This window comes from Achromobacter sp. FW305-C-30-7, from assembly GCF_058783105.1.
Map to the genome: position 1 here is coordinate 12,502 of NZ_JBYSYI010000019.1, position 26,946 is coordinate 39,447.

The window sequence follows — 26,946 nt, forward strand, 5'->3', positions numbered from 1 at the left end:
TCCGCGCCGACGTGCTACCTGGGTCTTGGCCTGCCGCGCCGCTGGAGCCGTGGTCAGGGGCGAGTCGTTGTTTGCCCGTCATGTTTGGCCGCGCGGGCGGCCAAACATGACATACGTGATTTCTTGAATTTCAGTTGTGTTCGCTTGCGCGAATGCGGTCAGTCGTTAGCTAATGGTCGCCAGCTCACGGGGATGGACGGTGATGGGTGGCGCGCGATGGCGATCTGCTTGCGTATGCTGACCGTCACGCGCGCCACCCATCCGGCACTGGCGTTGCAACGACGGTTGTTGACCGACCAATGCGCGTCGGTAATCTGCACACCTGAATTCAATCGCCACCAGCGCGCAGCGTCACCTCACGACGCAAGACACCGCGTAAGCCCCAAAAGGCCGCCCGCGCGGCCGGCCTGGGGCGGGCCCCGCAAAACACGCCACCAACCACTGCTCTAGCGGCGCAACAAGCCAAGACGCACGTAGTCCGTCGTCGCGGGCGGTGTGGCGGCTCGCAACCTCGATGCGCCCGAGGGAATCTGAAGGGAAGGCCGAAGGCCTGGACGAAGATGACGACGGGGCAGTCCGGAGCGAACGCTCCGGACCGCAATCGTGGGCGCGAGCCGCCACACCGCCCGCGACGACGGACGACCTACGAAGCGCTTATGAGCTACAGCACACTCAAAATCGCATCTCGCGCCTGATGAGACAACTCCAGCCGCGTAGGCAGACTCCCATCCGGATGCCGAGCCGCCAAAGGCGGCAAGAACACCACTTCGACGGCCAGCCCCGTCACCCCCAGCACCCGCCAGAGATTCGCCACCAAGGACTCCTCCCCCACGAACGCCGCATAGCCGCTGCGCTTGCCATGCTGCAGGAATCGCAAGGCCACGGGCTGGATCTCGATGGCAGCCGAACGCGCCGGTTCGAACAGGCTGGCGTGGAAAGGCAGCAGCTCGAAACCTTCAGTCGTCGTGCCTTCCGGGAACAGTCCCACCGCATCGCCTTGCTTGAAGCGGGCCTGCATGGATTCGCCCATCGCATGCACCGCGTGGCGCTGGCCGCGTTCGATGAACAGAGTGCCGGCGCCGGCCACCAGCCAGCCGATGACCGGCCAGCTGCGGATCTCGCTCTTGGCGACGAAGGACGTGGCGCGCGCCGAATTCAGCACGAAGATGTCGATCCAGGACACGTGGTTGGCCACCAGCAGCACCGGACCGGTCAGGCGCGGTTCGCCCTTGAGGACGACCCGCAGGCCACAGAAGGCCATCAGGCAGCGCGACCAGCGGCGGTTCAGCCAGGCGCGCGACTTGGAACCGATCAAGGGATACACCAGGCCCACGCACAACAGGCCAAAGAGAATCCAGGGCACCACGAGGAACAGCCTAAGGACAAAGCGCAGCAGCTTCAAACCGGAGTCTCCCAGGCCAGGCTGCCACCTACCACGGTGGCGCGTACACGGCCGGGCAGCATCATACCCGCGAACGGGGTGTGGCCGCTGCGGCTTTGCAGGGCGCCTGGCATCACCAGCCATTCGGCGTCCAGGTCGGCCAGGCAGAGGTCTGCTGGCGCTCCCACGCCCAACTGGCCGGCCAATGCGGCCTGCGGCGATATCTTGCCCAGCACCGCGGCGGGGCCGCAGGTGACACGCGCCAGCGCGTCAGCCAGCGGCCGGCGGCAATCGCGCGACCACTTCAAGGCCAGGGACAGCAGCAGCTCCAGTCCCGTGGCGCCGGGCGCGGCCGCCGGGAACGGCACGGTTTTGGCGGCATCATCGGCCAGGGTGTGATCGGAGCACAGGGCATCGACCGTGCCGTCCGCCAGCGCCGCCTGGATCGCGTCGCGGTCGCGCTGGCCGCGCAGCGGCGGGTTCAGGCGGAAGTCCGTATTGAAGAAGCCGATGTCCACGTCGGTCAGATGCAGGCTGTGGGCGGACACGTCGGCCGTGACCGGCAGGCCCTCGCGCCTGGCGGCGCGCAACAGTTCCAGCCCGGCAGCCGTGGACAGCTGCGTCAGGTGCACGCGCGCCCCGGTGGCGCGCTGCAGTTCGAAAATGGTGTGCAGCGCCACGGTTTCGGCCTGCGCCGGCAGCCCTTCCAGGCCGAGACGTTCGGCATAGGCGCCGCTGGCGACCACCGCGCCGCGCGCCAGCCAGGGGTCTTGGGGCCGCAGCCACAGGGCGTGGCCCATGCCGCTGGCGTAGCGCATCGCGCCCCAGAGTACGCGCGTGTCGGCGATGCCCTGCTCGCCCTGCGCATAGGCCAGGCAGCCCGCCTGGGCCAGCAAGCCCATCTCCGCCAGCGTTTCGCCGGCCAGTCCCACCGTCATCGCGCCCAGCGGATGGATCCGGCATTGCCCCGGCTCGGCATGGCGCATCAGCGCCTCGGCCTTGCCGGGTTCATCCAGCGGCGCAGCAGGATCCGGCGGCAGCACCAGCCGGGTGACGCCACCGGCCAGGGCCGCGCGCAGCTCGGAAGGCGCGAACGCCGCCGCGCCGGGCTGCGATACCCGCGCGGACAGATCGATCAAGCCCGGCAGCAGCGCCAACCCGCTTGCGTCCAGCACCCGATCCGCGTGAAAGCCGTCGGGCTCGCGGCCCACGGCGACGACGTGGCCGTCAGCAACGTAGAGGTCGTGCTGCCCGTCCACCGCGTTGGCGGGATCGATCAGCCGGCCATTGGCGATATGCAGCCTCATGGCGCGTCTCCGGTCAGCAGGTCCAGGGCGGCCAGGCGCAAATGCCGTTCGATATCCGCCAGCTGCGCCTCGATGGGCGTCAGGCTGGCCGACACGTCGCCGTCAGTTTCGATGCCCGGCGTCAGCACGCCGGCGGGCAGCAGCAGCGCATCGGAGCGGGCGGCGGCCAGCGCATCCGGCGTCAAGCCGTAGGCATGCGCGTATTCACGGGCCGACGGCAGCAGCGCGCCGCTGATCCCTTCCACGCGCAAGGGCAGCACGATGACGACATCCGCGTCCTGCAAGCCTTCCCGCAGCGAGGCGCAGGCGCGCACGCCGAGCTGCGGCAGGCCGTCGGGCAACAGAGTGCGCGGCGCCGCGGCGCGGACTTCTGGCACGCCCAGCGTGGTCATGGCGTGGATGATGGAACGCGCCACGCGCGAATGGCGGATATCGCCCACCAGCGTCACGGCCAGGTTGGTCAGATCCTGCCGGGCGTCGAGCATGGCCTGCACCAGCGCCAGCGCCGGCAAGGGGTCGGCGTGGCAGCCGTCGCCCGCGTTGAGGATACGCAGGCCCGGCGCCGCGTGCGCGGCCGCGCAATGCGCCGCACCGCTGGCGCCATGGCGCAACACCAGCAGGCCCGGGGCCAGCCGGGCAACGGTTTCGGCCAGCGCGTCGCCGGCCTGCGGTTCCAGCGTCACCGCCGACAGCGACAGGCGCTGCGCGGCGGCGGCAAAGGCGTCGCGGTCCTTCGCGGCCTCATCGGGCAGGCACAAAAACACCGGCACGGCGGACGACCGGCAGGCGGGCGCCGCGCCCGCCGCCAAGCCGCGCGCAGCGTCCAGCAGCCGCTCGACATGCCGGCGGGGCAGCCCTTCGGTGGTCAGCAGGTGTATCAGTTCGCCGCGGCGATCGAGTTGCGGATTGAGCATAGGCAGGCCGGACCGCGCGCCTCAGGACGCAGGCAGGGTGTCCAGGTATCGTTGCAGGATGACGGCCGCCGCCATCGCGTCGTCGGCGGCATGGGTGCCCAGCAGGCGCTGCGCCTCCATGCTGGAGCCGCGTTCGTCGACCAGTTCGACGGCCAGGCCAAAGCGGCCGTGCAGTTGATTGGCGAAACGGCGGCAGCGCGCGGTGGCCGGCTGTTCGCCGCCCTCCGCGTCCAGCGCCAGCCCCACCACGACGCGATGGGGCTGCCACTCTTGCAACAGCGCCGCGATGCGGCCGAAGCGCGCCTCGCGGACTTCGCTGAAAATGATTTCCAGCGGACGCGCCTGGCGCGTCAGCGTATTGCCAATGGCAATGCCGATCTTCTTCTCGCCGAAATCGAAGGCCAGCAGGGTCTCTTCAGGCATGGCCGGCATCGCCCGCCAGCATCACCGGGTCGATGCCCAACAGCTTCAGCGCGGCCGGATAGCGTTCCTCGGGGGGGACGTCGAAGATGATGCTGTCGTCGGCGCCCACGCTGAGCCAGGCATTCTGCGCCATCTCGCTTTCGAGCTGGCCCGCGCCCCAGCCGGCGTAACCCAGCGTGACCAGCATGCGGGCCGGGCCCTTGCCGTCGGCCACGGCCTGCAGCACATCGCGCGAGGTGGTCAGCGCCATGTCGCCCAGCTTGATGCTGGAGCTGTAATCGCCAGCCGGCGCGTGCAGCACGAAACCGCGGTCGGTCTGCACCGGACCGCCAAAGAAGACCAGGGTGTCCTTCACCGGACCGATCTCGAGCGTCAGGTCGATGCGCTCGAACAGGGTGCCCAGCGTCAGGTCGGTGGGCCGGTTGATGACCAGGCCCAGCGCGCCACGTTCGGTGTGCTCGCAGACATAAATGACCGAGCCCGCCAAGCTGCCCTCGACCATGCCCGGCATGGCGATCAGGAACTGGTTGGCGAAGTTGGCCGCCTCTGTCGTGGCGTCTTCGTGGTGTTTTTCCGTCATGGCAACCCCTACATGGGTAATCTGAAAGAACCGTGGGGAGGCCACGCTTGCCCCGCAAGCATCATGCCTGGCGGCAGTCCGTCCCACGGTTGCGAAGGATGGGGCGTAGTCCCATCTTACGAGCCTTGGCGGAATAAGTCGGCGCTACGGCCTCAGATTTCCATCAGTTCGAAGTCCTCTTTGCGGGCGCCGCATTCGGGACAGACCCAGTTCGGCGGCACGTCTTCCCAGCGGGTGCCGGGGGCAATGCCTTCGTCGGGCAGGCCGGCCTCTTCATCGTAGACCCAGCCGCAAATCAAACACATCCAAGTACGCATAGTTCTCTCTTACATCAATTCCAGGCCCTTGCCCGGCGTCAGGGCAAAGGTGAGGGGCTTCCATTAGAATGGGGACAATCTTACCGAAACCCAATAGGGGTTCCCCTGATTCACCGCAAATGAGTCCGGGCGCCCCCTACTCTAGCGCTGTCCACGTGGCCCCCGTTACTCCCCCTCTCGTTTTGGTCTTCGGTCCGCTCGACCCCTCGGGTTCCGACGGTTTGCCGGCAGACGCCGTCACCTGCGCCGGCCTGGGCTGCCATGGTCTGGCGGCCGTAACCGCGCTGACCGTGCGGGACACCGCCGGCATCGAAGAAATCCATCCCGTTACACCCGACCTGCTGGACGACCAGGCGCGCTGCCTGCTCGAGGACATGTCCGTACAGGCCATCAAGGTGGGCGGACTATACACCGCGGAAACTGCCAGCGTCGCGGCGCAGGTCGCCGCCGACTACAGCCAGGTGCCGCTGGTCCTGCATCTGGGCCAGCGCGCCCAGCCGCCGGCCGACGCCGCCGACGAGGACGAAGCCGACGACCTGCTGGCCGCCACCCTCGAACTGGTGCTGCCGCAGACCGACCTGCTGGTCATCGAGCACCTGCGCCTGGCGCAGTGGCACGCCGACGGCGACATCGATATCGGGGACGCACCGACGCCGATGCACGCCCTGGTCGCGGCGGGCGCGGAATGGGTGCTGGTCCTGGGCAGTCCGCAGCGGCCCGGCCACTACGCCAACATGCTGCTCGGCCCCAACGGCCAAACCGCCACCCTGCCCTGGCAGGCGCCCCCGGACCGCAACGGCGACGCCGGCGGCGTAGCTGCCACTGCCATCGCGGCCATGCTGGCGCGCGGCCTGGAAATGCCGGAAGCCGTGCGCCAAGGCCTGGCGCATGCCGATACCGCGGTCGCCGCCAGCTTCCTGCCGGGCATGGGCCGGCGCATCCCCAACCGGATTCCCGCCCAATGAAAGCGCTGCGTTTCCCCACCGGCCTGTACGGCGTCACCCCAGAATGGGACGATACCGACCGCCTGCTGCTGGCGGTGCGCCAGGCCGCCGACGGCGGCATGCGTTCGCTGCAGTTGCGCCGCAAGAATGTGCCCGACGCCGTGCGCGCCGCGCAGGCCCGCGCACTGGCGCCGCTATGCCGCGAGCTCGGCGTGCTGTTCCTGATCAATGACGACTGGCGCCTGGCGCTGGAGGTGGGCGCCGATGGCGCGCACGTCGGCCGCGAGGACGAAAGCCTGGCGCGCATCCGCGCCGAGGCCGGCCCCGACCTGATCCTGGGCGGTTCCAGCTACGACGACCTGGGCCGCGCGCAGGAACTGCTGGCCGCGGGCGCGGACTATATCGCCTTCGGCGCCATGTACGCCTCCAGCGTCAAGCCCGACACCGTGCGCGCGCCGCTCTCGGTCCTGACCGAAGCCCGCCGCCTCACAGACAACTGCGATGCCCCCCGGCCCGCGGTCGTCGCCATCGGCGGCATCACGCCCGACAACGCGCCGCTGGTGGCGCAGGCCGGCGCCGACGCCATCGCCGTCATCACCGCGCTTTTCGAGGCGCCCAGCATCCGGGCCGCCGCGGCCGCATGCTCCGCGCCCTACTCCGTCAACCCCAACCGCAAGCCTTGAACGCCATGTCCAGTAACGCTCAGCTTTTCGAACGCGCCTGCCGCAGCATCCCCGGCGGCGTCAATTCGCCCGTGCGCGCCTTCCGCTCCGTGGGCGGCACGCCGCGCTTCATCAAGCGCGCGCAGGGTCCGTACGTGTGGGACGCGGAAGACAAGCAGTACATCGATTATGTGGGTTCCTGGGGCCCCGCCATCCTCGGCCATTCGCATCCCGAAGTGGTGCGCGCGGTGCAGGAAGCCGCCGTCAACGGCCTGTCCTTCGGCGCTCCGACCGAAGCGGAAATCGAACTGGCCGAAGTGCTGATCTCGCGCCTGCCCTCGCTGGAACAGGTGCGCCTGGTCAGCTCGGGCACGGAAGCGACCATGACGGCCATCCGCCTGGCCCGCGGCGCCACCGGGCGCGCCAAGATCGTGAAGTTCGAAGGCTGCTACCACGGCCATTCGGACAGCCTGCTGGTCAAGGCCGGCTCGGGCCTGCTGACCTTCGGCAACCCCAGCTCGGCCGGCGTGCCGCCGGAATTCGTCTCGCACACGCTGACCCTGGAATACAACAACCTGGACGCCGTGCGCGAAGCCTTCGCCCAGCACGGCGCCGACATCGCCTGCATCATCGTCGAGCCGGTCGCCGGCAACATGAACTTGATCAAGCCGGCCCCGGGCTTCCTGGAAGGCCTGCGCGAAGTCTGCACGCAGCACGGCGCGTTGCTGATCTTCGACGAAGTGATGACGGGTTTCCGCGTCGGTCCGCAAGGCGTGCAGGGCCTGACCGGCGTCCAGCCCGACATCACCACGCTGGCCAAGGTGATCGGCGGCGGCATGCCGGTGGGCGCCTTTGGCGGCAGCGCCGAAATCATGAAGAACATCGCGCCGCTGGGCGGCGTCTACCAGGCGGGCACGCTGTCGGGCAACCCGGTGGCCGTGGCCGCGGGCCTGGCCACGATGCGCCTGATCGGCGCTCCCGGCTTCTACGACAAGCTGTCGACCCAGACCGCCAAGCTGGCCCAGGGCCTGCAGGAACGCGCCCGCGCCGCCGGCCTGGCCTTCTCGGCCGATTCGGTGGGCGGCATGTTCGGCATCTACTTCAGCGACCAGGTGCCGACCTCGTTCGCCGAGGTCTCGGCCTGCGACACGGCGGCGTTCAATCGCTTCTTCCACGCCATGCTGGACCACGGCGTGCACTTCGCGCCGTCCGCCTTCGAAGCGGGCTTCGTTTCGGCCACGCACGACGACGCGGTGATCAAGTCCACGCTGGATATCGCCGAAAAGGTCTTCGCGTCGATGTAGCGACGCCGGGGAGCCGGCCCGCGGCCGCTCCCCTCACGGGGCCTTGTAATGCTCGTACAAGGCCGTCACATCCCGGACGTATGCCTGGGTTTCCGCATAGGGCGGCACGGCGTCGTACTTGCGTACCGCCCCTTCCCCCGCGTTATAGGCCGCCAGCGCCAGATCCAGCCGGCCTGGGTACTGGTCGATCAGCCGGCGCAAATGGCGCGAACCCGCGTTCACATTGGTGGCCGGATCCACCAGCGCCGTCTCCACGTCCGTCACCGACAACAGCGGCGCCGCCGTGGCCGGCATCAGCTGCATCAGGCCCAGCGCCCCCTTGGGCGAGCGCGCATCGCTGCGAAACCCCGATTCGATCGCGATCACTGCTGTTATCAACGCCTGATCCACGCCAGACTCGCGGGCCGCGCGCGCAATCAGCCCGTCGTGCGCCTGCGGCACCTTGAGGTCGCCCCAGCGCTGCGCGCGGGTGGCAGAGGACAGCGTCACCAGGCGCGCGCCGTCGCCGGACTTGGGCTCGCATTCCAGACAGACCTTCACGCTGTTGCCGCGCCAGACAGTCCTGGCCTGCGCCCGCTTGTAATACTTGGCGTAGCCCGTGGGTACCTTCATCGACCGCCAGACGCCGTAAGGATCCTTGTAGCGATAGATGTCGGCCGCCTGGGCGGGACTGGCGGGCGCCAGCGCCAGCACGCCCCCTACGACGGCCGCCAGCGCCGCCATGCTGCCGGCGCGCGCCAGAAGGGCGCGCAGGGCCGGCAGGACGGGACGGGGATGGCGGTGCATGGGATCGGGCTCCGTAATCGAGTTCCTATGCTGCGGCGGCTACGCCATTTTGTCGCTAGTACCGACGTCCTAGTCCTGGCCGGACGGTCGCCATCCCAGGAGAAAACCAAGGCAAACAGGGCCAGAACTAGGGCATGCGGCGGAATTTGCCTCACCTACTTTCCAGTAGCCTGATGCCCTTGGGCTAGAATATGACTTAATATTTCCTATGATTACCAAATAATTTCACCTGACGGAAAAGTCAGGCTGGAGAGGCAAGATGGACGCAGAAAACACGCTCCTGCTGACGCTGGACGCCACGACCAACGTCCTGACGGCGGTCTACACGCCGCCCGCGCGTCCCGGAGCCGCAGATTCCGCCTTTGCGCCCGCCTCGCCAGCCGCCGCGGCCGAGACCGACGGCGCAGCCGCCCTCGATGCCGAGGCCAGCGTCGCTGTCGCCGACGATGACGCCGAGCCGCGTCCCCACGCCAATGCCGACCTGCCCAGCTGGGACACCCTGGCGGCCGCAGCAGTCGCTCAAGGCTGGGGCGCCGAAGCGCTCGACAGCCAGGCCGTCCTGACCTTCATCGACCTGTGCCGCCACGCCACGGAAACCGTGCAGGCTCCGGTAGGCCAGGTCATCGACGGCTCGCTCGAGCTGGAGCTGGACGCCGCGCGCATGTCCGCCCTGCTGACCCTGCTCCCGCCCAAGGGCGGCAAGCCTGTCACCCTGGAAGCCGTGCGCCAGGTGCTGGCCGAGCGCGGCATCGTCCACGGCATCCTGGAACAGGAACTGATCGACGCCGTTACACAGGGCCGCCGCGAAACCACGCAGATCGCCCGCGGCACGCCGCCCACCCGCGGCACGCCGACCCGCTTCGAAAGCCTGCTGGACCGCCTCAAGCCGCGCGGCCAGGACATCGACGAACTTGCCCAAGTGGACTACCGCGACCTGGGCAGCCTGTTGCTGGTAACGCCCGGCATGCCCCTGATGCGGCGCACGCCGCCCCTGCCCGGCGTGGACGGCGCCACCGTGCTGGGCGAACCTATCCTGCCCGATGAACTGCCCGACACGCCGTTCGCCAGCGACCTGGCCGGCGCCGTCGTCGATCCCGAAGATCCGCTGCTGCTGCGCGCCGCCATCGCCGGCACGCCCACCCTGGTCAGCCACGGCGTGCAGGTCAACCCCATGGTCGAGGTGGACGCCGTCAACCTCAGCACCGGCAACATCCATTTCGAAGGCTCGCTGCTGGTGCGCGGCGACATCGCCGCCACCATGGAAGTCCACGTGACGGGCGACGTAGTCGTCAACGGCACCATGGAGGCCGCGTTGGTCGAGGCCGGCGGCAACGTGACGGTCAAGGGCGGCATCATCGGCCTGGCCGAAGCCCTGCAGGACGCCGCCGCCGCCGCGCGCACCGCCCGCGTCGTCTGTGGCGGCGCGCTGCGCGCCAAGTTCATCGAGAACGCCGTCATCAGCGCGGGCAAGGATGTGGACGTCGAACGCGAGGTCCGCCAGAGCAGCATCGCGGCCGGCGGCGGCGTCAATGTCGGCCCTCCCAACACCCAGCAAAGCGCCATCACCGGCGGCCAGACCCGCGCCATGCAGGCAGTGCGCGCCGGCACCATAGGCTCGCCCTCGGGCATTCCGACGCTGGTGCAGGCTGGCCTGGACCCGCACGCGGACATCAAGCGCGCGGCGCTGGCGCGCAAGCGCCAGAAGATGCACGAGGAAAAATCCAAGCTGGAACAACTGCTGATGTTCCTGAAGGCCAATCCCCAGCGCGCCCCGGGCGACGTGGCCGACCGCGCCCGCAATACCCACGTCAAGCTCAGCCAGGACCTGCTGGCGCTGGACGCGGAGGAAGCCCAACTGGTGCTGGATCTGCAACCCCTGGCCAGCGCCACCATCCAGGCCGCGCGCCGCTTCTGCAGCGGCGTGACGATTCAGGTGGGCAACAAGGTGCAGGAATTCCTGGAAGACCAGATCGGCGGCAAGGCCGCCGTGGAAGAAGGGCAGATCGTCATCCGCTGACCCCGCCCGCCGGCGCCCTCAGGGCGCCAGCTCCTTGAACCAGGTGCGCGGCGAAATGCCGCGGTCCGGCCCCAGGATGGAAAAGCCGCCGTCCACGGGAATATCCACGCCCGTCATCCACGACGCCGCGTCGGAGCAGGCAAAGCACACGGCCGCGGCGATCTCCTCGCCCGACCCTACCCGCCCCAGCGGATGGAAATGCGCGCCCACCGCGTCCGCGGCCGGGCGCGAACCGCCCGACAACTGTTCCACCGACGGCGACCAGGTCCAGGCAGGCGACACCGCCAGCACCCGCACGCCAGCCGGCGCCAGCTCCACCGCGAAGTTCTTGGTGATCTGCAGCAGCGCCGCCTTGGACGCCGGATAAAGCGCGCGTCCGGCCGCGCCGAACTTGCCGCCCGTGCTGCCCATGTTCACCACCACGCCGCCGCGCCGCAGCAAGGGCGCGGCCAGCTGCGTGAAGATGGCGGCCGACACCAGGTTGGTGTCCAGCGTGCTGTGCCATTCCTCGCGCGACGAAGCCAGGCCCCGGTCCGCGTACTGGCAAGCGTTGTTGACCAGGATGTCCAGCCGCCCGAAGCGCGTCACCGCCGCGTCGATGCAGCGCTGTATCTGGCTGTCCTGCCCGATGTCGGTTTCGCAGTACAGCGCGCGGCCGTCCAGTTCCTTTTCAAGTGCGCGCCCGGCCTCGGCATTGCGCCCGACCAGCACCACGTTGGCGCCGGCCGCGACCAGCCCGCGCGCGATGTCCGCGCCCAGCCCCTGGGTGCTGCCGGTGACGATGGCGGTCTTGCCGGCCAGTCCGGGAAAGCCTGTGAAATCCATGATGAATCCTCGATCAATGCGGCGCGGCGGCCCAGCGCACAGCTTCCGCCACCGGCCCGGTTTGCGCAATCAGGCGCATGCTGGCCAGCGACGCGTCGTGCACCGCCGGGTCGGCGGAAGCACAGGCGTCCTGCGCCACCATGACCTCGAATCCAATGTCGGCGGCGTGCCGCACCGTGCCTTCCACCACCGAATGCGTGGCGACTCCCGCCACCACCAGCCGGCGTGCGCCCAAGAGCCGCAGCGTCTCTTCCAGCGGTGTGCCATAGAAGGCGCTGATGCGGGTGTGCTTCACCACGAACTCGCGCGCGCTCCCGGCCAGCGGCTGCAGGCCCTCATAGAAGGCGCTGCCCCACTGCCCTTCCGGCACCGCGCCGATGGCGGCCACGTTGCGGAAAATGGGGCAGTTGGCCATCAGGTCGGCGTAGTCCGGGCGAAAGGCGATGCGCACGTGCACGATGGGCAGATCATGGGCCCGCGCCCCGGCCAGCAGCGCCGCGGCGTTGTCCAGCAGGCGCTGGCGCGCCCCGCTGTCCGCGTCCAGGCCGACACGGATCTTGCCCTCGGGGTGCAGCACGTCATTCTGGAAGTGCAGCGCCAGCACCGCGGCGTCGGCCGCCGTCACACGAACACCTCGAACACGTCATGCACGTCGTCGCAATTGACCAGGTCCACCCGCTTCATGCGGATGCGCCAGCTATCGCCCTCGGCGGCCAGCTTGTGGGTGTAGCGGCCCGCCAGTTGGCGCGGCTGGCGCTTGCGCCATTCCGTCATCTGGAAGGTGGAGTGCACCACCAGGTTGCCGGCGGCATCTACCCCCTCGATCTCCACCGCGCCCACCAGCCGCGCGCTGCGCGTGGGCGGTTGCTGCGACCAGTTGCGCGGATGCTCCAGCCGGCGGATGCGCACGTCGCGCAACATGCGGTCTTCCCAGAACAGCGAGATATGGTCGTAAGGGCTTTGCTGGCCCGGCACGCGCGGCATCCAGTACATGCCGTCCGGCGTCCACAGCGCCTGCCAATCATCGTAGCGGCGCTCGTCCAGCAGGCGCGCCTCGCGGTACAGGAACTGCGCGATGCGATGGTAGGCGTCGGCCGGTACCTCGGCCGGCGACAGTCCCTCGGTGCTCACGTCGAAATCCAGGTCTAGCAGCATGAGCGGTCTCCGGTGGCGGCGGCTTCGGTAGCGGCGGGGCCGGCTTCCATATAGGTCTTCCAGGCGTCGAACTGGTTGCGCATGGGCAGTTCGCTGGTGCCGTTGACCGACACCATGCCGTCGGCGTCGCTGCGGTCGCTGCCGTGGTAGCGGTGCATGCTGACCCATTCGCCGCCGCGCGTGGCGTTGCCTTCCTGGCAGCGGTTGTAGAGTTCGATGTCATCCGGCATGACGTTGGACGAGGGCGAATTGATGACGTTGGCGTACAGCATGGCGCGCTTGAACACGCCGTCCGGCGCGCCCTTGCAGCGGAAGGTCTGGATCTCGATCATGGTGCGGTCCACGGCGATCGGCCGGATCACGCGGAACTGCTGGAACACCGTGTGGGGCGAGCCGCTGCCGTAGATCACCGTGTTGTGCCGGTTCATGCCCAGGATCTCGCGGGCGCGCGTCTCGCCATAGGCCGCGGTCAGCGTTTCGAAATGCGCGCGCGACACCGGGTCGCGCTCGGCCGCTCCCGGATTGAAAATGCCTTCCATGTAGCCGTGGCCGTTGGCGTAGGCGCGCAGTTCCAGTTTCTCCCAGAACTCATAAGGTTCGCCGTTGCCGTCCATGATGTGCAGCTCCAGCGGCATCTCGCCCATTTCCTTGGCCTCGTCGCGGGCCGCGGCATAGGAAGATTCATGCGTGACGCGGGCATGCATGGTGTCGTGCAGGTTCTCGTAGAACACCTTCCAGTTCGAGCGCTGCATCACGCGGAAGATGCCACCAGCCACTTCCACCTCGCCCACCGGCGAACGGTCGCAGAGGTTGTCGATCGACGAACGCACGCCGCCCAGGAAGTCCTCCAGCGCCGGCCCTTCCTTGGCCTGGCTGGCGAACACAAAGCCGCGATAGCTTTCCACCCGCGCCACCCGGCGCATCGAAAAGGACGGATCGGCGGGATCGTAGGCAGTACCCTCCAGCCCCTGTTTCAAGGGCACGCCCAGATGGCTGCCGTCCAGCTTGAAGGTCCAGGCGTGATAGGGGCAGCGGAAGAACTTGCCGACACAGCCTTCGCCGTCGGCCACCACCTTGGCGCCCTTGTGCGGGCAGCGGTTGTACAGCACGTGCACGCGGCCGTCGGTGGCGCGCACCATCAGCACGTCCTGGTCGCCCAGACGCGTGGTGTGATAGTCGCCCGTCTTCGGCACCTGGCTTTCATGGCCCACATAGATCCAGGCGCGGCCGTAGATCCGCTGCATCTCCAAATCGAAGATGGCGGGGTCGGTGTAGACGCCGCGGTGCACGCTGTCGCCGCGCACCATCGCGGCCAATTGCTCTTCGGTGTATGACATGTCGGGCTCCTACTTGTTCTCGCTTTCTTTCCAGCGCGCCATCAGCGTGTTCGACGGCAGGGTCTCGTCCAGCAGCTTGGCGGCGGTCTCGCGGCCGGCCACGGGCAAGCCCTTGGGGTCCAGCAGGCCCACCTGCACCAGCACGCTGGCCTGGTCCCAATAGATGTGCTCGTGATAGAGCTTGTCGCCGCGGAATTTGACGATGGCGATGAGCGGGATCTCCACATACTTGCCGGTGGGCTTCACGCCCGGCAGCAGCCAATCGATCTCGGTGGTGTGCGTGAAACAGAACAGCAGTTCGTCCACGATCTGCGTGGCGCCCACCGTGCGCGACAACGGCACCAGGCGCGTGTCCGGCGGATTGCTGTTGACGAAGTGGTGCTGGTAGAAGCGGCTCAGTTCCTTATGGCCCACGCCCCCGGTCATGGTAGGGATATGGTTCACATAGGGTTCGGCCACCATGGTGGCCATCGTCGCCGCCACGTCACGCGTGCCGAATTCGTATTCGCAATGCTTGTCCCACAGGTAGGAGTAGTCGAACTCCGGCCCGATGGCGCGCTGCAAGGCGGCCATGCTGCGTTGATGCGCCATCAGCGCCGACGGTTTGTCGTAGTGGTCCCCGCCCGTACGCGCAAACGCATGGTCCATGCCCGGATAGACGTAGATCTGTACTCCAGGCTTGTTGCCCAGCGCCTCCAGGATGCGCTGGCGCGCTTCCGGCGGACAGAAGCCGTCCTGCTCGGCGATGTGCAGCACCAGCCGGCCGCGCAATTCCGATGCCTCGTCCAGGCTATTCTCGATGCCCACGCCGTAGTAGCCGATGGCCACGTCCACATCGGTGCGGCAGGCAGCCAGGTAGGCCAGCTTGCCGCCCAGGCAATAGCCCAGCACGCCCACCCCGCCCTGCCTCTCGGGCAGCCCGCGCAGCGTGGCGATGGTGGACGCGATGTCCTGCAAGCCCAGCTCAACGTCAAAGCCCTGGTAGAGCTCGAACGCGCGCGGCATGTCGGCCGGGCCGTCGGTCAACTGGATGCCCGGCTGCTGGCGCCAGAACAGGTCCGGCACCAGCACCACATAACCTTCCTCGGCCAGCAGCTGCGCCGCGCGCCGCATGAAGTCGTTCACGCCGAATATCTCCTGGCACAGCACCAGGCCCGGGCCATGCCCGGACGCCGGCACGGCCAGATAGGCGCCGAAGGACTTGCCGTCATGCGAGGCCACCGTCACTTCGCGCGTCGTAATGTTCTGGGTCATACGTATCTCCTTATTGCGGATGTCCGCCCTACTTCATCTGGCAGGCTGCGGCGAAAGGGTCCTGGTACTGGGTCAGCACCGTGCCCGACAGCTTATTCGACAGCTTGCCCCCCGCCCCCGCCTCGACGATGCGCAGGTAATAGTTCTGCACCGGATACTGGTTGCGGTTGAACTTGAAATCGCCCCGCACCGACTTGAAATCCGCGCGCCGCAGTGCCGGACGCAGCGCGTCCGCCTCCAGCTTGCCGCCGGTCTGGCGCACCGCGCTATCCAGCAACATGGCCGCGTCATAGCCCTGCGAGGCATACAGCGTGGGGCTGCGGTTATAGGTCTTCTTGAAGTCCTCGACGAACTTGCGATTGGCCGGGTTGTCCAGTTCCAGCGCCCACTGCGAGGTATTGCGCATGCCCTCGATGGGCGCACCCACCGCCGCGATCGTGTCCTCGTCGCCCGAGAAACCCGGCGCCAGCAACGCGATCTCCTTGGACAGGCCAGCGCCATTGAACTGCTTGATGAAGTTCACGCCCATGCCGCCCGGCAAAAAGAAGAACACCGCATCCGGCTTGCTGGCGCGCAGCCGCGTGATCTCCACGCCATAGTCCAGCTGCCCGAGCTGGGTGTAGATCTCTTCGGAAAGCCCGCCCTTGTACAAGCGCTTGAAACCATTGAGCGACTCCCGCCCGCCCGGATAGTCCGGCGCGATCAGCGCCACGCTCTTGTAGCCCTGGTCGCTGGCGTACTTGCCCATCGCGGCCGGGATATCCTCGTTCTGCCAAGCCACCGCGAAGAAATTCGGATTACAGCCCGCGCCCGCATAGTTTTCCGGCCCGGTATTGGTACTCAGGTAGATGGTCCCCGACTGCAGGATGGCCGGCATCACCGGCAGCAGCACGTTCGAGAACACGATGCCCGTCATCACATCCACCCGGTCGCGCTTCAACAGCCGCTCCACCGCCTGACGGCCGGCGTCCGCCTTCTGCTGATCGTCCGCCACCACCACTTCCGCCGGCAACCCGCCCAGCTTGCCGCCCGTATGCTGCAGCGCCAGATTGAAGCCGTCGCGGATCTCATTGCCCAGCGCCGCGCCCGGACCCGACAAGGTGGTCAACAAGCCCACCTTGACCTTGTCCGCCGCCGTGGCGCCCGCCGCCGCCGTCATGCACACCAGCGCAGCCAGCGCGCGCCGGCTCCATAGATTTCGATTCATGAGCCACCCCGTTATCCCCGCCCGGCCACGCCGGCGGAAAGCTGACAGAACCCGTCTGCCGTCGGACTACGCATGCTGCCGAACAACGCCGCCAGCTTACGCGTCGCGGCGCCGCCCTCCAACCAACACGCGAAGGGCCTGCCGGCTAGATTAGGCCGCGCCCGGGGGCCGCTCTATCCGGATTCCGTCAGCCTTATCCGGGAATCACTTAATTCCAAGTCCTAGCCGTTTAAATTACCCTCGGCAGTAACACGGGAGCGTTCCCGTCCCGGAGGCATCCATGCACGGCTGGTCCCGACTCACGCTAGCGCCCCTGCTCAAACGGCGCGTCTTCAGCTCCACCCAGCAGGACGAGACGCGCACCCTCGTCTCCGAAGCCCTGAAAGAACACCGCCTCACCTGGAAAGGCGGCCGCGTCGATGCCGAACTGAACCGCGGCCGCTTCGGCTCACTGACCGTCTGTACGCTGCGCTACGGCGCCGAAGTCCACATCGAACCCGACCGCCTGCAGGACTTCATGCTGGTCCAGGTCCCCCTGCGCGGCCGCGCCTGTATCGAATGCGGCAACGACCGCGTCGACGCCGACCCCGACTGCGCCGCCGTCATCGCCCCCAACCGCCCGCTGAAGCTGCATTGGGAGGCCGGCTGCGAACAACTGCTGCTCAAGATCCCCCGCGGCAAACTCGAAGCCATAGGCCTGCGCGCCTTCGGCGAGGCCGCCACCCGCCCGCTGGACTTCAGCCCCGCCCTGCGCCTGGACAATCCCGTCGGCGCCGTCTGGCGCAGCATGGTCGAAAGCCTGATCCACCTGCTGCCCACCCTGGACGACGGCGCCCCGCGCCCGCCCGCCGCCTGGCTCGAACACCTGGAAGACACCTTGGTGCTGCACCTGCTTTACAACCAGCCCAACAGCTGGCAGACGCACGCCGGCATCGCCCCCGCCGTCCCGCGGCGGCTGAGCGCCGCCGAAACCTATATGCGTGACCACCTCGCCGCCCCGCTTACCCTGGCCGACATCGCCCGCCACGCCGGCGCCAGCGCCAGCGCGCTGACCCGCCTGTTCCAGGAGCACCGCGACACCACGCCGATGAACGCGCTGCGGGCGCTGCGGCTGGACGAAGCCAGGAGCCGCCTACGAACGAGCACAGCCGCCAGCGTCACGGAAGTGGCGCTGGGAGTAGGGTTCGGACATTTGGGACGGTTCTCGGAGTACTACCGCGAACGTTTCGGAGAATTGCCGCGCGAGACACGGCGGGTGACGGGATAAAACGGCATCGGACGCAGAGCATCACGCCGCGCGTCAAAGACAGCAACGACACTAGCGGCACCAACAGCCACCAAGCATCACAACGCACGAAACCGCGTAAGCCCCAAGAGGCCGCCAGCGCGGCCGGCATGGGGCGGGCCCCGCAAGATCATCGGCGCAAAACCACCGCCGAGCAGAACCCCAAGAACCCCACCCGCCCCCGCTGACGTCCACAGCACTTGCCAGAGCCCGGCGCGGCGGCGGCCCGGCATGCGCGGGGCGTCGATAAGCCCGACGGAATCCGTAGGGAAGGCCGCAGGCCTGGACGAGGATGAGGCAGGGGAAGTCCGGAGCGAAGGCTCCGGACCGCAATCGCAGCCCCGCGCATGCCGGGCCGCCGCCGCGCCGGGCGTCTCAAGAACCAGCAACCGCCACCGAACGCGACAGTGCCGAAGAACCGGCCATCTCAAGAACTCAAAGACCGCAAAAAAAGCACCGAAGGTCAGCAATCAACCAACCCTCGGCGCCCAGGAGCAACCGGCAATTACTACGCCGGCACCACAGCAGTAACCTCGATCTCAACCTTGGCCCGATCCTCAACCAGATCCGCCACTTCCACCGCCGTCATCGCCGGAAAATGCCGGCCGATGTACTCGCGGTAATGCCTGCCGATAGCCGGATAAGCCGCCACGTACTCGTCCTTATCCGTCACGTACCACGTCATCCGGACGATATGCTCAGGCTTCGCGCCGCCCTCGGCCAGAATCGCGACGATGTTCGCCAGCGTCTGCCGCACCTGATCGGCCAGATCGTCCGACTCGAACTGCTGCTGGCCATTCCACCCCACCTGCCCGCCCACAAACACGAGCTTGCTGCCCACCTGCATCTCAGTGAGCACGCCATTCGAATAGCCCCGGGGCGCCATCCAATCCGGCGGTTGCAGAATCTTCATAACGTCATCCTATATTTAAGAAAAGCAAACGATCCCCGCCGCTTACGCCGCGGGAACCAGATAAGCCTGCATGCGTTCCCGCAGATCCGCAGGCAGCGGCATGGACTTCATCGTCCGCAAATCCACCGTCACGATCGTCAGCGTCGCCGACAAACGCAACTGGCCATCCGGCCCCTCGAAACGCACCAACGCCTTGAACGACGCGCCGCCGATGCGCTGCACTTCCAGCACCTGGCGCAAACGCTCGTGCCAGCGGCTGGGCGCGCTGAAATCGCACTGCACCGACGCCATCGGCGTACCGATGTGCCGCTCCACGTGCAGCGCATGAAACGGCAACCCCATGCCCTTGTCGAACCACTCCTCGACAAAGTCATTGATCATCTCGAAATAGCGAGGGTAGAAAACAATGCCCGCCGGATCGCAATGACGGAAGCGGACTTCGACCTGGCTGATGAAAGGGGCTGCCATGGAATTTCCTTGTTGCCGGTTCAGGCCATCTTGCGCAGCGCAAACCGCTGCAGCTTGCCGGTTTCGGTGCGCGGCAGCGCCTCGACAAACTCGATGGCACGGGGATACTTGTAGGGCGCGATATTGGCCTTCACGAACTGCTGCAGCGCCGCGACCAGCTCATTGCCGGCCTCATAGCCCGGCTTCAGCACCACGAACGCCTTCACCACCTGGCCGCGCTCATCGTCCGCCGCGCCCACCACGCCGCACTCCGCCACGGCTTCGTGACGCAACAGCGCGTCCTCGACCTCAGGTCCAGCGATGTTGTAGCCGGCCGAAACGATCATGTCGTCATTGCGCGCCTGGTAAAAGAGGTAGCCATCGTCGTCCTGCAGGAAGGTATCCCCCGGCAGGTTCCAACCCTGCTGCACGAAACGCAGCTGGCGCTCGTCCGCCAGATAGCGGCAGCCGGTCGGACCCTTGATCGCCAGCCGGCCCACCGTGCCATTCGGCACCGGCTTCATCTCGTCATCCACGATCTGCGCCACATAACCCGGCACCACGCGGCCGATGGCCCCCGCCCTGACCGACTCTGGCGGGCTCGACACGAACACATGGATCATTTCCGTGCCGCCGATGCCGTCGATCATCTCAATGCCGCTAGCCTGCTTCCACAGCTGGCGCGTCGCGTCCGGCAGCGCCTCGCCCGCCGACACGCTCTTCTGCAGCGACGACAGGTCGAACTTGCCGACCAGCGCCGCCATCTGGCGGTAGAACGTCGGCGCCGTGAACACGATGGTGGCGCGGAAATCCTGGATCAGCTGCAGCAGGCTTTCCGGCGACAGCTTCTCAGCCAGCACCGTGCTCGCGCCCACCCGCAGCGGGAAGCACAGCAGTCCGCCCAGGCCGAAGGTGAAAGCCAACGGCGGCGTGCCGCAGAAAATATCGTCCGGCCCCGGCTTGATCACATGCTTGGGAAACAGGTCGCACATCGCCAGCACGTCGCGGTGGAAGTGCATGCAGCCCTTGGGCGCGCCGGTCGTGCCACTGGTGAAGGCGATCAGGCAGACATCGTCGGCCGCCGTATCGCAAGCCTTGAAATCGTCCGGCTTGGCCGCGGCCAACGCGTCCAGCGCATCCGGCGCCTTATCGTTGAAGTACATGACCTTCGTCAGGCCCGGGCAATGATGCTCATGGCTGGGCTGCGTGCAGAACTCCGCCTCGTCCTTCAGGCGGGCATCACACAGCACCGCCTGGATCTGCGCCTTGTCGATGATCTGCTTGAGCTCCTTGGCGCGCAGCAGCGGCATCGTCGGCACCGTGACCAAGCCCGCCTTGATCGCCGCCAACCAGGACGCGGCCATCATCGGATTATTCGGCCCGCGCAGCAGCAGGCGGTTGCCCGGCACCAGGCCCATGTCCTCGGCCAGCACGCGCGCAATTCGATTGGTCAGCGCGGCCAGCTCGCGGTAGGTCATGGTGGCCGGCTTGCCGTCCTGGCTCCAGCGCAGCGCGACGCGCTCGCCATGGCCGCGTTCGACCATGGCGTCCACCAGCTCGACCGCGCAATTGAAGCGTTTCGGATAGGCCACGTCGGGGCCGTCGAGCAGGAACTCTGGCCATTGTTCGCCCGGGGGCAGATTGTCCCGGGCGAAAGTGTCGATGTGGGCGGATGCTTCCATGGAATTCCCCTTGCTATTGCGGTGTTTTTGCTGTGCCGGGACGACGGAGCTCGATGGCTGCCTTACGCCTTCAGCAGTTCACGGGCAATGATCAACTTCTGCACTTCGGTCGCGCCTTCGTAAATCCGCAGCGCGCGTATTTCCCTGTAAAGCTTTTCCACCGGCATCCCCGACACCACGCCCGCGCCGCCAAACATCTGCAAGGCACGGTCGATCACGGTCTGAGCCGATTCCGTGGCCGTCATCTTGGCCATTGCCGCTTCGCGCGTGGTGCGCTGCTTCAGCACATCGCGCATCCAGGCCGCGCGGTATGTCAGCAGCGCCGAAGCGTCTATGGCGGTCGCCATGTCGCCCAGCGCGGCCTGCGTCAATTGCAGGTCCGACAAGGTCTGGCCAAACATGCGTCGCGACTTGGAGCGCGCCAGCCCTTCGTCCAGCGCCCGGCGTGCAAAGCCCAGCGCCGCCGCCGCCACCGAGGCACGGAAGATGTCCAGCGTCATCATGGCCAGCTTGAAACCCTGGCCCGCGTCGCCCAGCCGGTGCGACACCGGAATGCGGCAGTTGTCGAACGTGATGGTGGCCAACGGGTGCGGCGCGATCAGCTCGATACGTTCGCTGACCTCGAAGCCCGGCGTATCGGCATCCACCACGAAGGCGCTGATGCCGCGCGCGCCGGGGGCTTCGCCGGTGCGCGCGAACACGCAATAGAAGTCGGCGATGCCGCCGTTGGAAATCCAGGTCTTGGCGCCGTTCAGCACGTAATGGTCGCCGTCCAGCTTGGCTTCGCAGGCCATCGCCGCCACGTCCGAGCCCGCGTCGGGTTCCGACAGCGCGAAGGCCGCGATGGCTTCGCCGCGGGCCACGCGCGGCAGGTAGCGCTGGCGCAGCTCGTCCGAGCCCATCAGCGAAATGGCGCCGCTACCCAGGCCCTGCATGGCGAAGGCGAAGTCGGCCAGCCCTTCATGGCGGGCCAGGGTTTCGCGCAGGATGCAGACGGCGCGCGAATCCACTTCCGGCAGCGCGCCGCCCCAGGCGCCGCCAGGGCCGCCCGCGACCGCGTAGCGCAGCCAGCCGGCCTCGCCCATGGCGCGCACCAGTTTCTTGCAGGCGCCATCGGCGTCATGGTGATCCACGTCGCCCAGGGACGCCTCGCACCAGGCGTCGACCTCGTGCGCCAGCTTGCGGTGCGCATCGTCGAAAAACGGCCAATCCAGCCAGCTTGCGTCGCGCATGCTCAATCCCCTTGGAAGACGGGCTTTTGCTTGGCCACGAAGGCATCGTAGGCGCGGCGGAAATCGCGCGTCTGCATGCAGATGGCCTGGGCCTCGGCTTCGGCCTCGATGGCCTCGTCCACGCCCATGTTCCATTCCTGGTGCAACAGCTTCTTGGTCACGCCGTGGGCGAAGGTCGGCCCCGCGGCCAATTGCGCGGCCAGCGTCTGCGCGGCGTCGGCCAGCGCGCCCGGTTCATGCAGGGCGTTGAAGAAGCCCCAGCTGGCGCCCTCTTCCGCCGTCATGGCGCGGCCCGTGTAAAGCAGTTCGGAAGCGCGGCCCTGGCCGATCATGCGCGGCAGCAGGGTGCAAGCGCCCATGTCGGCGCCGGCCAGACCCACGCGCGTGAACAGGAAGGCAGTCCGCGCGGCGGGCGTGCCCAGGCGCATGTCCGAGGCCAGCGCCACCATCGCGCCGGCGCCTGCGCAGATGCCGTCGACCGCCGCCACGATGGGTTGCGGGCAGGCGCGCATGGCCTTGACCAGGTCGCCCGTCATGCGGGTGAAGTCCAGCAGCTCGGGCATGGTCATCTTGGTCAGCGGCCCGATGATCTCGTGCACGTCACCGCCGGAGCAGAAGTTCCCGCCCGCGCCCGTCACCACCACAACCTTGATGTCGGTGGCGTACACCAGCGCGCGGAACAGGTCGCGCAGTTCGGCGTAGGAGTCGAACGTCAGCGGATTCTTGCGCTCGGGGCGGTTCAGCGTCACCGTGCCGATCTTGCCGTCGGCCGACACCTGCCACAGGAACGTCTTGGCCTGGTAGCCGGCAAACGGACGCTTGTGGTGCTTCATGGTGTGCTCTTCAGGCTGGGTGCTCATGGTGTCTCCGTTCGTGAATTGGGTGGGTGGATGGGGCGCCGGCGTCAGCCGGTCATCACTTCGCCGCCGTCTACGGCAATGGCCTGGCCGTTGACCGAGGCCGAGGCCGGCAAGGCCAGCCAGGCGACCGTCTCGGCCACTTCCTCGGGCTGCACCAGCCGGCCCTGGGGGTTGCGTTCGGCCAGCTTGGCGCGGGCCTCGTCCGCGGTCATGCCGGTCTTGTCGACGATGTTCGAGACCGCGCCGCGCACGATGTCGGTTTCCGTGTAGCCGGGGCAGACGGCATTGACCGTGACGCCCTTTTGCGCGGTTTCCAGCGCCAGCGAACGGGTCAAGCCGATCACACCGTGCTTGGCGGCGCAATAGGCGCTGACGTAGCCATAGCCGATCAGGCCGGCCGTGCTGGCGACGTTGATTACCCGGCCCCATTTTTCTTGCAGCATGCCGGGCAAGGCGGCCTGGATGCAGTGGAAGGTGCCGGTCAGGTTGACGTCCAGCATGGACTGCCACAGCGCCGCGTCGGTACGGTCAAAGCGTTGGCTCACCGCTTGGCCGGCGTTGTTCACCAGCACCAGCACCGGACCGAACTCGGCCTCCGCCTGGGCGAAAGCCGCCCGCACCGAGGTTTCGTTCGCAATGTCGGCGCTGACGGCCTGCACCTGGCCCAGGCTGGCCAGGCTGTCGGTGGCGGCGTCCAGCGCCGCGCCGTCGCGGCCCAGCAGCGTGACACGCGCGCCGCGCTGCAAGAGCGCCCGGGCGCAGGCCAGCCCGATGCCGCGGGCGCCGCCCGTCACCAAGGCGTGGCGTCCGGCCAGCGGGAGCGGAGTTGCGTTCATTTGATGTCCAGTTGCGCCATGGCGGCGGCGCGTTCGAAGTTGGTTTCCAGTTGGCGCTTGCCGGCGAAGTACTGGCTCGGCCACGAAACATCACGGTAGCCCACCCGCGCCGCTTCGCGTAGCGTCCAAGAGGCGTCAGCCAAATGGGGACGCGCCAGGGCGCAGAGGTCGGCGCGACCCGAGGCGATGATGCCGTTGGCGTGGTCAGCCTCGAAGATGGCGCCCACCGCGATGGTCGGGATGCCGGCCTCGTTGCGCACGCGATCGGCGAAGGGGGTCTGGAACATGCGTCCGTAGACCGGCTTCTCTTCCTTGCTGACCTGGCCGGACGAGCAGTCGATCATGTCGGCGCCGGCGTCCTTGAAATGACGCGCGATCGCCACCGCGTCATCGGCGGTGATGCCGCCTTCGACCCAGTCGCTGGCGGAAATCCGCACCGACATGGGCTTGGTCTCGGGCCAGACGGCGCGGACCGCGTGGAACACTTCCAGCGGAAAGCGCAGGCGGTTCTCCAGGCTGCCGCCGTATTCGTCGGTGCGATGATTCGTCAGCGGCGAGATGAAGCTGGACAGCAGGTAGCCGTGGGCGCAGTGCAGCTCCAGCCAATCGAAACCCGCCTGCTCGGCGCGGCGCGCGGCGGCGACGAAGTTGTCGCGCACGTCGTCCATGTCGGCGCGCGTCATGGCTTGCGGCGTCTGCGACACGCCTTCGATATACGGCAGGGCGGACGCCGACATCAGCGGCCAGTTACCCTCGGCCAGCGGGTGGTCGATCTTCTGCCAACCCAGCTGCGTGGAACCCTTGCGGCCGGCGTGGCCCAGCTGCAGACCAATGCGGGCATCGCTGTTGCCATGCACAAAGCCGACGATGCGAGCGAACGCGTCGCGCTGTTCGTCATTCCACAGACCCGGGCAGCCCGGCGTGATGCGGCCGTCCGGCGACACGCAGGTCATCTCGACCATGACCAGCCCGGCTCCGCCCATGGCGCGCGCGCCCAGGTGCACCAGATGGAAATCCCCCGGCACGCCGTCGGTGCAGGAATACATGGCCATCGGCGACACCATGATGCGGTTCTTCAGCCGCACGCCGCGCGCCTGGTAAGGCGTCAGCATGGGAATCGCGGGCCGCTGGCCCGGCGCGCCGGCGGCGCCGGCACGTTCCGCGATCCAGCGCTCGAAGCCTTCCAACCAGGCCGGATCGCGCAGCCGCAGATTCTCGTGCGAAATCCGCTGCGAGCGGGTCAGCAGCGAATAGGCGAACTGCTCGGGTTCCAGGTCGGCATAGCGCTCGACGTTCTCGAACCATTCGGTGGAGTTGCGAGCGGCATTCTGGATCTTCAGCACTTCGACGCTGCGCACTTCTTCGTAGTGCTTCAGGCCAGCTTCCACGCTGCCTTCGGCGCCGCTCAGGCAGCGCGCCAGTTCGATGGAATCCTCCAGCGCCAGCTTGGTGCCGGAGCCGATCGAGAAGTGCGCAGTGTGGGCGGCGTCGCCCATCAGCACCACGGGCACGCGACGCTCGCCGCGGGCGGTGTCGAGCGTGTTCCAGTGCACCCAGGTGTTGCAGATGACGCGCGGGAAACGGATCCAGATGGCCGAGCCGCGCAGGTGCGTGGCGTTGCTGATCAGCGGGTTGCCATCCAGCCAGGGCGCGAACAGCTTTTCGCAGTAGGCAATGCCCTCTTCCTGGCTCATCTGCTCGATCCCGGCCGCCTGCCAGGTTTCCTCGGGCGTTTCCACGATGAAGGTGGACATGCCGTCTTCGTAGCGATAGGCGTGCGCCTGGAACCAGCCGTGCTCGGTCTGCACGAAAGCGAAGGTAAAGGCGTCGAACACCTTCTTGGTGCCCAGCCACACGAAACGGCAGCGGCGCTGGTCGATATCCGGGTGGAAAGTGTCCGCATAACGCGTGCGGACCTGGCTGTTGATGCCGTCCGAGGCGATCACCAGGTCGGCGTCGTATTCGCGGGCAATGGCCTGGTCGTCCTGCACGAAGTTCTCGAACACCAGCTTCACGCCCACATCCTCGCAACGCGCCTGCAGGATGTTCAGCAGCTTCTTGCGGCCAATGCCGATGAAGCCGTGGCCGCCGCTGCGGATGCTGCGGCCTTTGAAGTTGATGTCGATGTCGTCCCAGTGGTTGAAGGCGTCGCCGATGGTCTGGGCGGAAACCGGATCGGCCTCGCGCAGGTTCTGCATGGTGGCGTCGGAGAACACCACGCCCCAGCCGAAGGTGTCGTAAGGGCGGTTGCGCTCGATCACGGTGACTTCGTTGGCGGGGTCCTGCAGCTTCATGAGCAGACCGAAATACAGGCCGGCGGGGCCACCGCCGATGCAGACTATTTTCATTGCCGTAACGCTCCGTGGTAAGCGACTACCGCTCTGAATTCCTGGAGCTGGGGCCGCAGATATTTAAACCTGGATAGTTTAGGCTTGAAATATATACCTGAAGGTGGCGGGGTGCAAATGGGGAAAGTATCTAGATACTTGGGGGTGGGTAAATGGGGACGGTCTTTCTGTGTGCGACGGGATTAAGTTCGTTGCTGAAGGCCTAGGGTTTTGTGGGAGACCACTGTCGCTTTGGGCCGTTGTTGCTATGGCCAGTTGCTACCCGTAGGCCGCTCGTCGGCGCAGGCGGGGTGGCGGCTCGCGCCCACGATTGCGGTCCGGAGCCTTCGCTCCGGACTGCCCCTGCCTCATCCTCGTGGCCGCCTGCGGCGGCTGCCTTCGGATTCCGTCGGGCGCATCGAGGTTGCGAGCCGCCACCCCGCCTGCGCCGACGAGCTAACGGTGTCTGGGCTTGTTGCGCTGCTGGAGCCGTGGTCAGGGACGACTCTTGCAGTGCCCGTCATTCTCGGCCGCGCGGGCGGCCGAGAATGACATACGTGATTTTGTTGATTTCTATTGTGTGCGCTTGCGCGCGTGCGATGGGCGGCTTGCTAGTGGTATCCAGCTTTTGGGGGGTGGGCGGTGATGGGTGGCGCGCGATGGACGGCAATTTGCGTATGACGCGCTTCTCGCGCGCGCCACCCATCCGGCACTGGAGTTCAAATGACGATCGTTGGTTGACTGCCGTCTTTGTCGTCTTTGTCGTCTATGCCGTCTTTGCCGTCTTTGTCGCCTGACTCGCTACGACACAATCCCGCCTGCCCAGGATCGTATCGGCCTACGCATTTCAGCAACCGAGACATCTAAATTCACTCACCACCAGCGCGCAGCGCCATCGCGCGACGCAAGACACCGCGTAAGCCCCAAAAGGCCGCCCGCGCGGCCGGCCTG

At 67.3% G+C, this 26,946-nt stretch carries 26 protein-coding genes; 6 read left to right on the top strand and 20 right to left on the bottom strand.

Annotation, left to right across the window (positions count from 1 at the left end; all coding sequences use genetic code 11):
* Positions 1 to 661 precede the first annotated feature (661 nt).
* The 6 genes from AC3WOB_RS31290 to AC3WOB_RS31315 all read right to left on the bottom strand — a co-directional run bounded on the left by AC3WOB_RS31290 (position 662) and on the right by AC3WOB_RS31315 (position 4,922).
* Positions 662 to 1,402: a lysophospholipid acyltransferase family protein gene (locus AC3WOB_RS31290; protein WP_492277208.1), complete on the bottom strand. Its 741-nt coding sequence runs from the start codon at positions 1,400 to 1,402 to the stop codon at positions 662 to 664.
* Positions 1,399 to 2,688, bottom strand: coding sequence for a dihydroorotase (locus AC3WOB_RS31295; RefSeq protein ID WP_492277209.1), 1,290 nt, complete (start codon positions 2,686 to 2,688; stop codon positions 1,399 to 1,401). The genes AC3WOB_RS31290 and AC3WOB_RS31295 overlap by 4 nt, the downstream gene beginning before the upstream one ends.
* Positions 2,685 to 3,602 (bottom strand): aspartate carbamoyltransferase, encoded by a 918-nt coding sequence (locus AC3WOB_RS31300; RefSeq protein ID WP_013391359.1) that lies wholly within the window; start codon positions 3,600 to 3,602, stop codon positions 2,685 to 2,687. Before AC3WOB_RS31300 ends, AC3WOB_RS31295 begins: the two co-directional genes overlap by 4 nt.
* 21 nt (positions 3,603 to 3,623) lie before the next feature.
* Entirely contained in the window at positions 3,624 to 4,025 is a 402-nt protein-coding gene (gene ruvX, locus AC3WOB_RS31305; protein ID WP_013391358.1) for a Holliday junction resolvase RuvX, read from the bottom strand.
* Positions 4,018 to 4,605: a YqgE/AlgH family protein gene (locus tag AC3WOB_RS31310; RefSeq protein ID WP_013391357.1), complete on the bottom strand. Its 588-nt coding sequence runs from the start codon at positions 4,603 to 4,605 to the stop codon at positions 4,018 to 4,020. The genes ruvX and AC3WOB_RS31310 overlap by 8 nt, the downstream gene beginning before the upstream one ends.
* 152 nt (positions 4,606 to 4,757) lie before the next feature.
* Positions 4,758 to 4,922 carry a rubredoxin gene (locus AC3WOB_RS31315; protein ID WP_003814980.1) on the bottom strand — a complete coding sequence of 55 codons (165 nt, stop codon included), beginning with the start codon at positions 4,920 to 4,922 and terminating at the stop codon, positions 4,758 to 4,760.
* Between the two features lie 155 nt (positions 4,923 to 5,077).
* Between AC3WOB_RS31315 and AC3WOB_RS31320 the strand changes: the two genes are divergently transcribed.
* Genes AC3WOB_RS31320 through hemL form a run of 3 tightly spaced genes read left to right on the top strand, consistent with a single transcriptional unit; the run spans position 5,078 to position 7,832 of the window.
* Entirely contained in the window at positions 5,078 to 5,887 is an 810-nt protein-coding gene (locus AC3WOB_RS31320; RefSeq protein WP_413772865.1) for a bifunctional hydroxymethylpyrimidine kinase/phosphomethylpyrimidine kinase, read from the top strand.
* The gene (gene thiE, locus AC3WOB_RS31325) at positions 5,884 to 6,549 is read left to right on the top strand and encodes a thiamine phosphate synthase (protein ID WP_013391355.1); all 666 of its coding nucleotides are present in this window, start codon (positions 5,884 to 5,886) and stop codon (positions 6,547 to 6,549) included. Before AC3WOB_RS31320 ends, thiE begins: the two co-directional genes overlap by 4 nt.
* A 5-nt stretch (positions 6,550 to 6,554) precedes the next feature.
* Positions 6,555 to 7,832, top strand: coding sequence for a glutamate-1-semialdehyde 2,1-aminomutase (hemL, locus tag AC3WOB_RS31330; protein ID WP_013391354.1), 1,278 nt, complete (start codon positions 6,555 to 6,557; stop codon positions 7,830 to 7,832).
* A gap of 33 nt (positions 7,833 to 7,865) precedes the next feature.
* On the opposite strand, the gene AC3WOB_RS31335 is transcribed toward hemL, so the two are convergent.
* Positions 7,866 to 8,618, bottom strand: coding sequence for a lytic transglycosylase domain-containing protein (locus AC3WOB_RS31335; RefSeq protein WP_013391353.1), 753 nt, complete (start codon positions 8,616 to 8,618; stop codon positions 7,866 to 7,868).
* Positions 8,619 to 8,877: 259 nt separating this feature from the next.
* Here AC3WOB_RS31335 and AC3WOB_RS31340 point away from each other — a divergent pair, with 259 nt between their 5' ends.
* Positions 8,878 to 10,635, top strand: a complete 1,758-nt coding sequence (locus AC3WOB_RS31340) for a flagellar assembly protein A (RefSeq protein WP_013391352.1) — start codon at positions 8,878 to 8,880, stop codon at positions 10,633 to 10,635.
* A gap of 18 nt (positions 10,636 to 10,653) precedes the next feature.
* Here AC3WOB_RS31340 and AC3WOB_RS31345 read toward each other — a convergent pair whose 3' ends face one another.
* The 6 genes from AC3WOB_RS31345 to AC3WOB_RS31370 are packed head-to-tail and all read right to left on the bottom strand — an operon-like array spanning position 10,654 to position 16,413.
* A complete protein-coding gene (locus AC3WOB_RS31345; RefSeq protein ID WP_492277210.1) occupies positions 10,654 to 11,460 on the bottom strand; it encodes an SDR family oxidoreductase in 807 nt (268 codons plus the stop codon).
* Between the two features lie 13 nt (positions 11,461 to 11,473).
* Positions 11,474 to 12,085, bottom strand: a complete 612-nt coding sequence (locus AC3WOB_RS31350; protein ID WP_013391350.1) for a cysteine hydrolase family protein — start codon at positions 12,083 to 12,085, stop codon at positions 11,474 to 11,476.
* Positions 12,082 to 12,615, bottom strand: coding sequence for an aromatic-ring-hydroxylating dioxygenase subunit beta (locus AC3WOB_RS31355; RefSeq protein ID WP_492277211.1), 534 nt, complete (start codon positions 12,613 to 12,615; stop codon positions 12,082 to 12,084). The genes AC3WOB_RS31350 and AC3WOB_RS31355 overlap by 4 nt, the downstream gene beginning before the upstream one ends.
* The gene (locus AC3WOB_RS31360; RefSeq protein WP_492277212.1) at positions 12,606 to 13,952 is read right to left on the bottom strand and encodes an aromatic ring-hydroxylating dioxygenase subunit alpha; all 1,347 of its coding nucleotides are present in this window, start codon (positions 13,950 to 13,952) and stop codon (positions 12,606 to 12,608) included. Before AC3WOB_RS31360 ends, AC3WOB_RS31355 begins: the two co-directional genes overlap by 10 nt.
* 9 nt (positions 13,953 to 13,961) lie before the next feature.
* A complete protein-coding gene (locus AC3WOB_RS31365; protein WP_492277213.1) occupies positions 13,962 to 15,206 on the bottom strand; it encodes a dienelactone hydrolase family protein in 1,245 nt (414 codons plus the stop codon).
* A 28-nt stretch (positions 15,207 to 15,234) separates the two neighbouring features.
* The gene (locus tag AC3WOB_RS31370) at positions 15,235 to 16,413 is read right to left on the bottom strand and encodes an ABC transporter substrate-binding protein (protein ID WP_492277214.1); all 1,179 of its coding nucleotides are present in this window, start codon (positions 16,411 to 16,413) and stop codon (positions 15,235 to 15,237) included.
* A 280-nt stretch (positions 16,414 to 16,693) separates the two neighbouring features.
* Here AC3WOB_RS31370 and AC3WOB_RS31375 point away from each other — a divergent pair, with 280 nt between their 5' ends.
* Positions 16,694 to 17,680 (top strand): AraC family transcriptional regulator, encoded by a 987-nt coding sequence (locus tag AC3WOB_RS31375; RefSeq protein ID WP_492277215.1) that lies wholly within the window; start codon positions 16,694 to 16,696, stop codon positions 17,678 to 17,680.
* A 526-nt stretch (positions 17,681 to 18,206) separates the two neighbouring features.
* Here AC3WOB_RS31375 and AC3WOB_RS31380 read toward each other — a convergent pair.
* From AC3WOB_RS31380 to AC3WOB_RS31410, 7 genes are all read right to left on the bottom strand, one after another.
* Entirely contained in the window at positions 18,207 to 18,611 is a 405-nt protein-coding gene (locus AC3WOB_RS31380) for a RidA family protein (protein WP_492277216.1), read from the bottom strand.
* Positions 18,612 to 18,653: 42 nt separating this feature from the next.
* Positions 18,654 to 19,079: an acyl-CoA thioesterase gene (locus AC3WOB_RS31385; protein WP_013391343.1), complete on the bottom strand. Its 426-nt coding sequence runs from the start codon at positions 19,077 to 19,079 to the stop codon at positions 18,654 to 18,656.
* 20 nt (positions 19,080 to 19,099) lie between these two features.
* Positions 19,100 to 20,740: an AMP-binding protein gene (locus AC3WOB_RS31390; RefSeq protein ID WP_492277217.1), complete on the bottom strand. Its 1,641-nt coding sequence runs from the start codon at positions 20,738 to 20,740 to the stop codon at positions 19,100 to 19,102.
* A gap of 62 nt (positions 20,741 to 20,802) precedes the next feature.
* Positions 20,803 to 21,972, bottom strand: a complete 1,170-nt coding sequence (locus tag AC3WOB_RS31395) for an acyl-CoA dehydrogenase family protein (RefSeq protein WP_013391341.1) — start codon at positions 21,970 to 21,972, stop codon at positions 20,803 to 20,805.
* A 2-nt stretch (positions 21,973 to 21,974) separates the two neighbouring features.
* Complete coding sequence (locus AC3WOB_RS31400; protein WP_492277218.1) at positions 21,975 to 22,832, bottom strand: enoyl-CoA hydratase family protein; 858 nt, start codon at positions 22,830 to 22,832, stop codon at positions 21,975 to 21,977.
* Positions 22,833 to 22,876: 44 nt separating this feature from the next.
* Complete coding sequence (locus AC3WOB_RS31405; RefSeq protein WP_492277219.1) at positions 22,877 to 23,668, bottom strand: SDR family NAD(P)-dependent oxidoreductase; 792 nt, start codon at positions 23,666 to 23,668, stop codon at positions 22,877 to 22,879.
* Positions 23,665 to 26,016 (bottom strand): bifunctional salicylyl-CoA 5-hydroxylase/oxidoreductase, encoded by a 2,352-nt coding sequence (locus AC3WOB_RS31410; protein WP_492277220.1) that lies wholly within the window; start codon positions 26,014 to 26,016, stop codon positions 23,665 to 23,667. Before AC3WOB_RS31410 ends, AC3WOB_RS31405 begins: the two co-directional genes overlap by 4 nt.
* 527 nt (positions 26,017 to 26,543) lie before the next feature.
* On the opposite strand from AC3WOB_RS31410, the gene AC3WOB_RS31415 reads away from it, so the two are divergent.
* Positions 26,544 to 26,792, top strand: coding sequence for a hypothetical protein (locus AC3WOB_RS31415; protein ID WP_492277221.1), 249 nt, complete (start codon positions 26,544 to 26,546; stop codon positions 26,790 to 26,792).
* The last annotated feature ends 154 nt before the right edge of the window (positions 26,793 to 26,946 follow it).

Excerpts from the sequence above, each read along its gene's own strand:
- hemL (WP_013391354.1), top strand. The coding sequence starts at position 6,555 with ATGTCCAGTAACGCTCAGCTTTTCGAACGCGCCTGCCGCAGCATCCCC.
- thiE (WP_013391355.1), top strand. The coding sequence starts at position 5,884 with ATGAAAGCGCTGCGTTTCCCCACCGGCCTGTACGGCGTCACCCCAGAA.
- AC3WOB_RS31295 (WP_492277209.1), bottom strand. The coding sequence starts at position 2,688 with ATGAGGCTGCATATCGCCAATGGCCGGCTGATCGATCCCGCCAACGCG.
- AC3WOB_RS31345 (WP_492277210.1), bottom strand. The coding sequence starts at position 11,460 with ATGGATTTCACAGGCTTTCCCGGACTGGCCGGCAAGACCGCCATCGTC.
- AC3WOB_RS31360 (WP_492277212.1), bottom strand. The coding sequence starts at position 13,952 with ATGTCATACACCGAAGAGCAATTGGCCGCGATGGTGCGCGGCGACAGC.
- AC3WOB_RS31405 (WP_492277219.1), bottom strand. The coding sequence starts at position 23,668 with ATGAACGCAACTCCGCTCCCGCTGGCCGGACGCCACGCCTTGGTGACG.
- AC3WOB_RS31380 (WP_492277216.1), bottom strand. The coding sequence starts at position 18,611 with ATGAAGATTCTGCAACCGCCGGATTGGATGGCGCCCCGGGGCTATTCG.
- AC3WOB_RS31355 (WP_492277211.1), bottom strand. The coding sequence starts at position 12,615 with ATGCTGCTAGACCTGGATTTCGACGTGAGCACCGAGGGACTGTCGCCG.
- AC3WOB_RS31415 (WP_492277221.1), top strand. The coding sequence starts at position 26,544 with ATGACATACGTGATTTTGTTGATTTCTATTGTGTGCGCTTGCGCGCGT.
- AC3WOB_RS31340 (WP_013391352.1), top strand. The coding sequence starts at position 8,878 with ATGGACGCAGAAAACACGCTCCTGCTGACGCTGGACGCCACGACCAAC.
- AC3WOB_RS31365 (WP_492277213.1), bottom strand. The coding sequence starts at position 15,206 with ATGACCCAGAACATTACGACGCGCGAAGTGACGGTGGCCTCGCATGAC.
- ruvX (WP_013391358.1), bottom strand. The coding sequence starts at position 4,025 with ATGCCTGAAGAGACCCTGCTGGCCTTCGATTTCGGCGAGAAGAAGATC.
- AC3WOB_RS31315 (WP_003814980.1), bottom strand. The coding sequence starts at position 4,922 with ATGCGTACTTGGATGTGTTTGATTTGCGGCTGGGTCTACGATGAAGAG.
- AC3WOB_RS31370 (WP_492277214.1), bottom strand. The coding sequence starts at position 16,413 with ATGAATCGAAATCTATGGAGCCGGCGCGCGCTGGCTGCGCTGGTGTGC.
- AC3WOB_RS31390 (WP_492277217.1), bottom strand. The coding sequence starts at position 20,740 with ATGGAAGCATCCGCCCACATCGACACTTTCGCCCGGGACAATCTGCCC.
- AC3WOB_RS31385 (WP_013391343.1), bottom strand. The coding sequence starts at position 19,079 with ATGGCAGCCCCTTTCATCAGCCAGGTCGAAGTCCGCTTCCGTCATTGC.
- AC3WOB_RS31335 (WP_013391353.1), bottom strand. The coding sequence starts at position 8,618 with ATGCACCGCCATCCCCGTCCCGTCCTGCCGGCCCTGCGCGCCCTTCTG.
- AC3WOB_RS31400 (WP_492277218.1), bottom strand. The coding sequence starts at position 22,832 with ATGAGCACCCAGCCTGAAGAGCACACCATGAAGCACCACAAGCGTCCG.
- AC3WOB_RS31395 (WP_013391341.1), bottom strand. The coding sequence starts at position 21,972 with ATGCGCGACGCAAGCTGGCTGGATTGGCCGTTTTTCGACGATGCGCAC.
- AC3WOB_RS31310 (WP_013391357.1), bottom strand. The coding sequence starts at position 4,605 with ATGACGGAAAAACACCACGAAGACGCCACGACAGAGGCGGCCAACTTC.
- AC3WOB_RS31375 (WP_492277215.1), top strand. The coding sequence starts at position 16,694 with ATGCACGGCTGGTCCCGACTCACGCTAGCGCCCCTGCTCAAACGGCGC.
- AC3WOB_RS31410 (WP_492277220.1), bottom strand. The coding sequence starts at position 26,016 with ATGAAAATAGTCTGCATCGGCGGTGGCCCCGCCGGCCTGTATTTCGGT.
- AC3WOB_RS31300 (WP_013391359.1), bottom strand. The coding sequence starts at position 3,602 with ATGCTCAATCCGCAACTCGATCGCCGCGGCGAACTGATACACCTGCTG.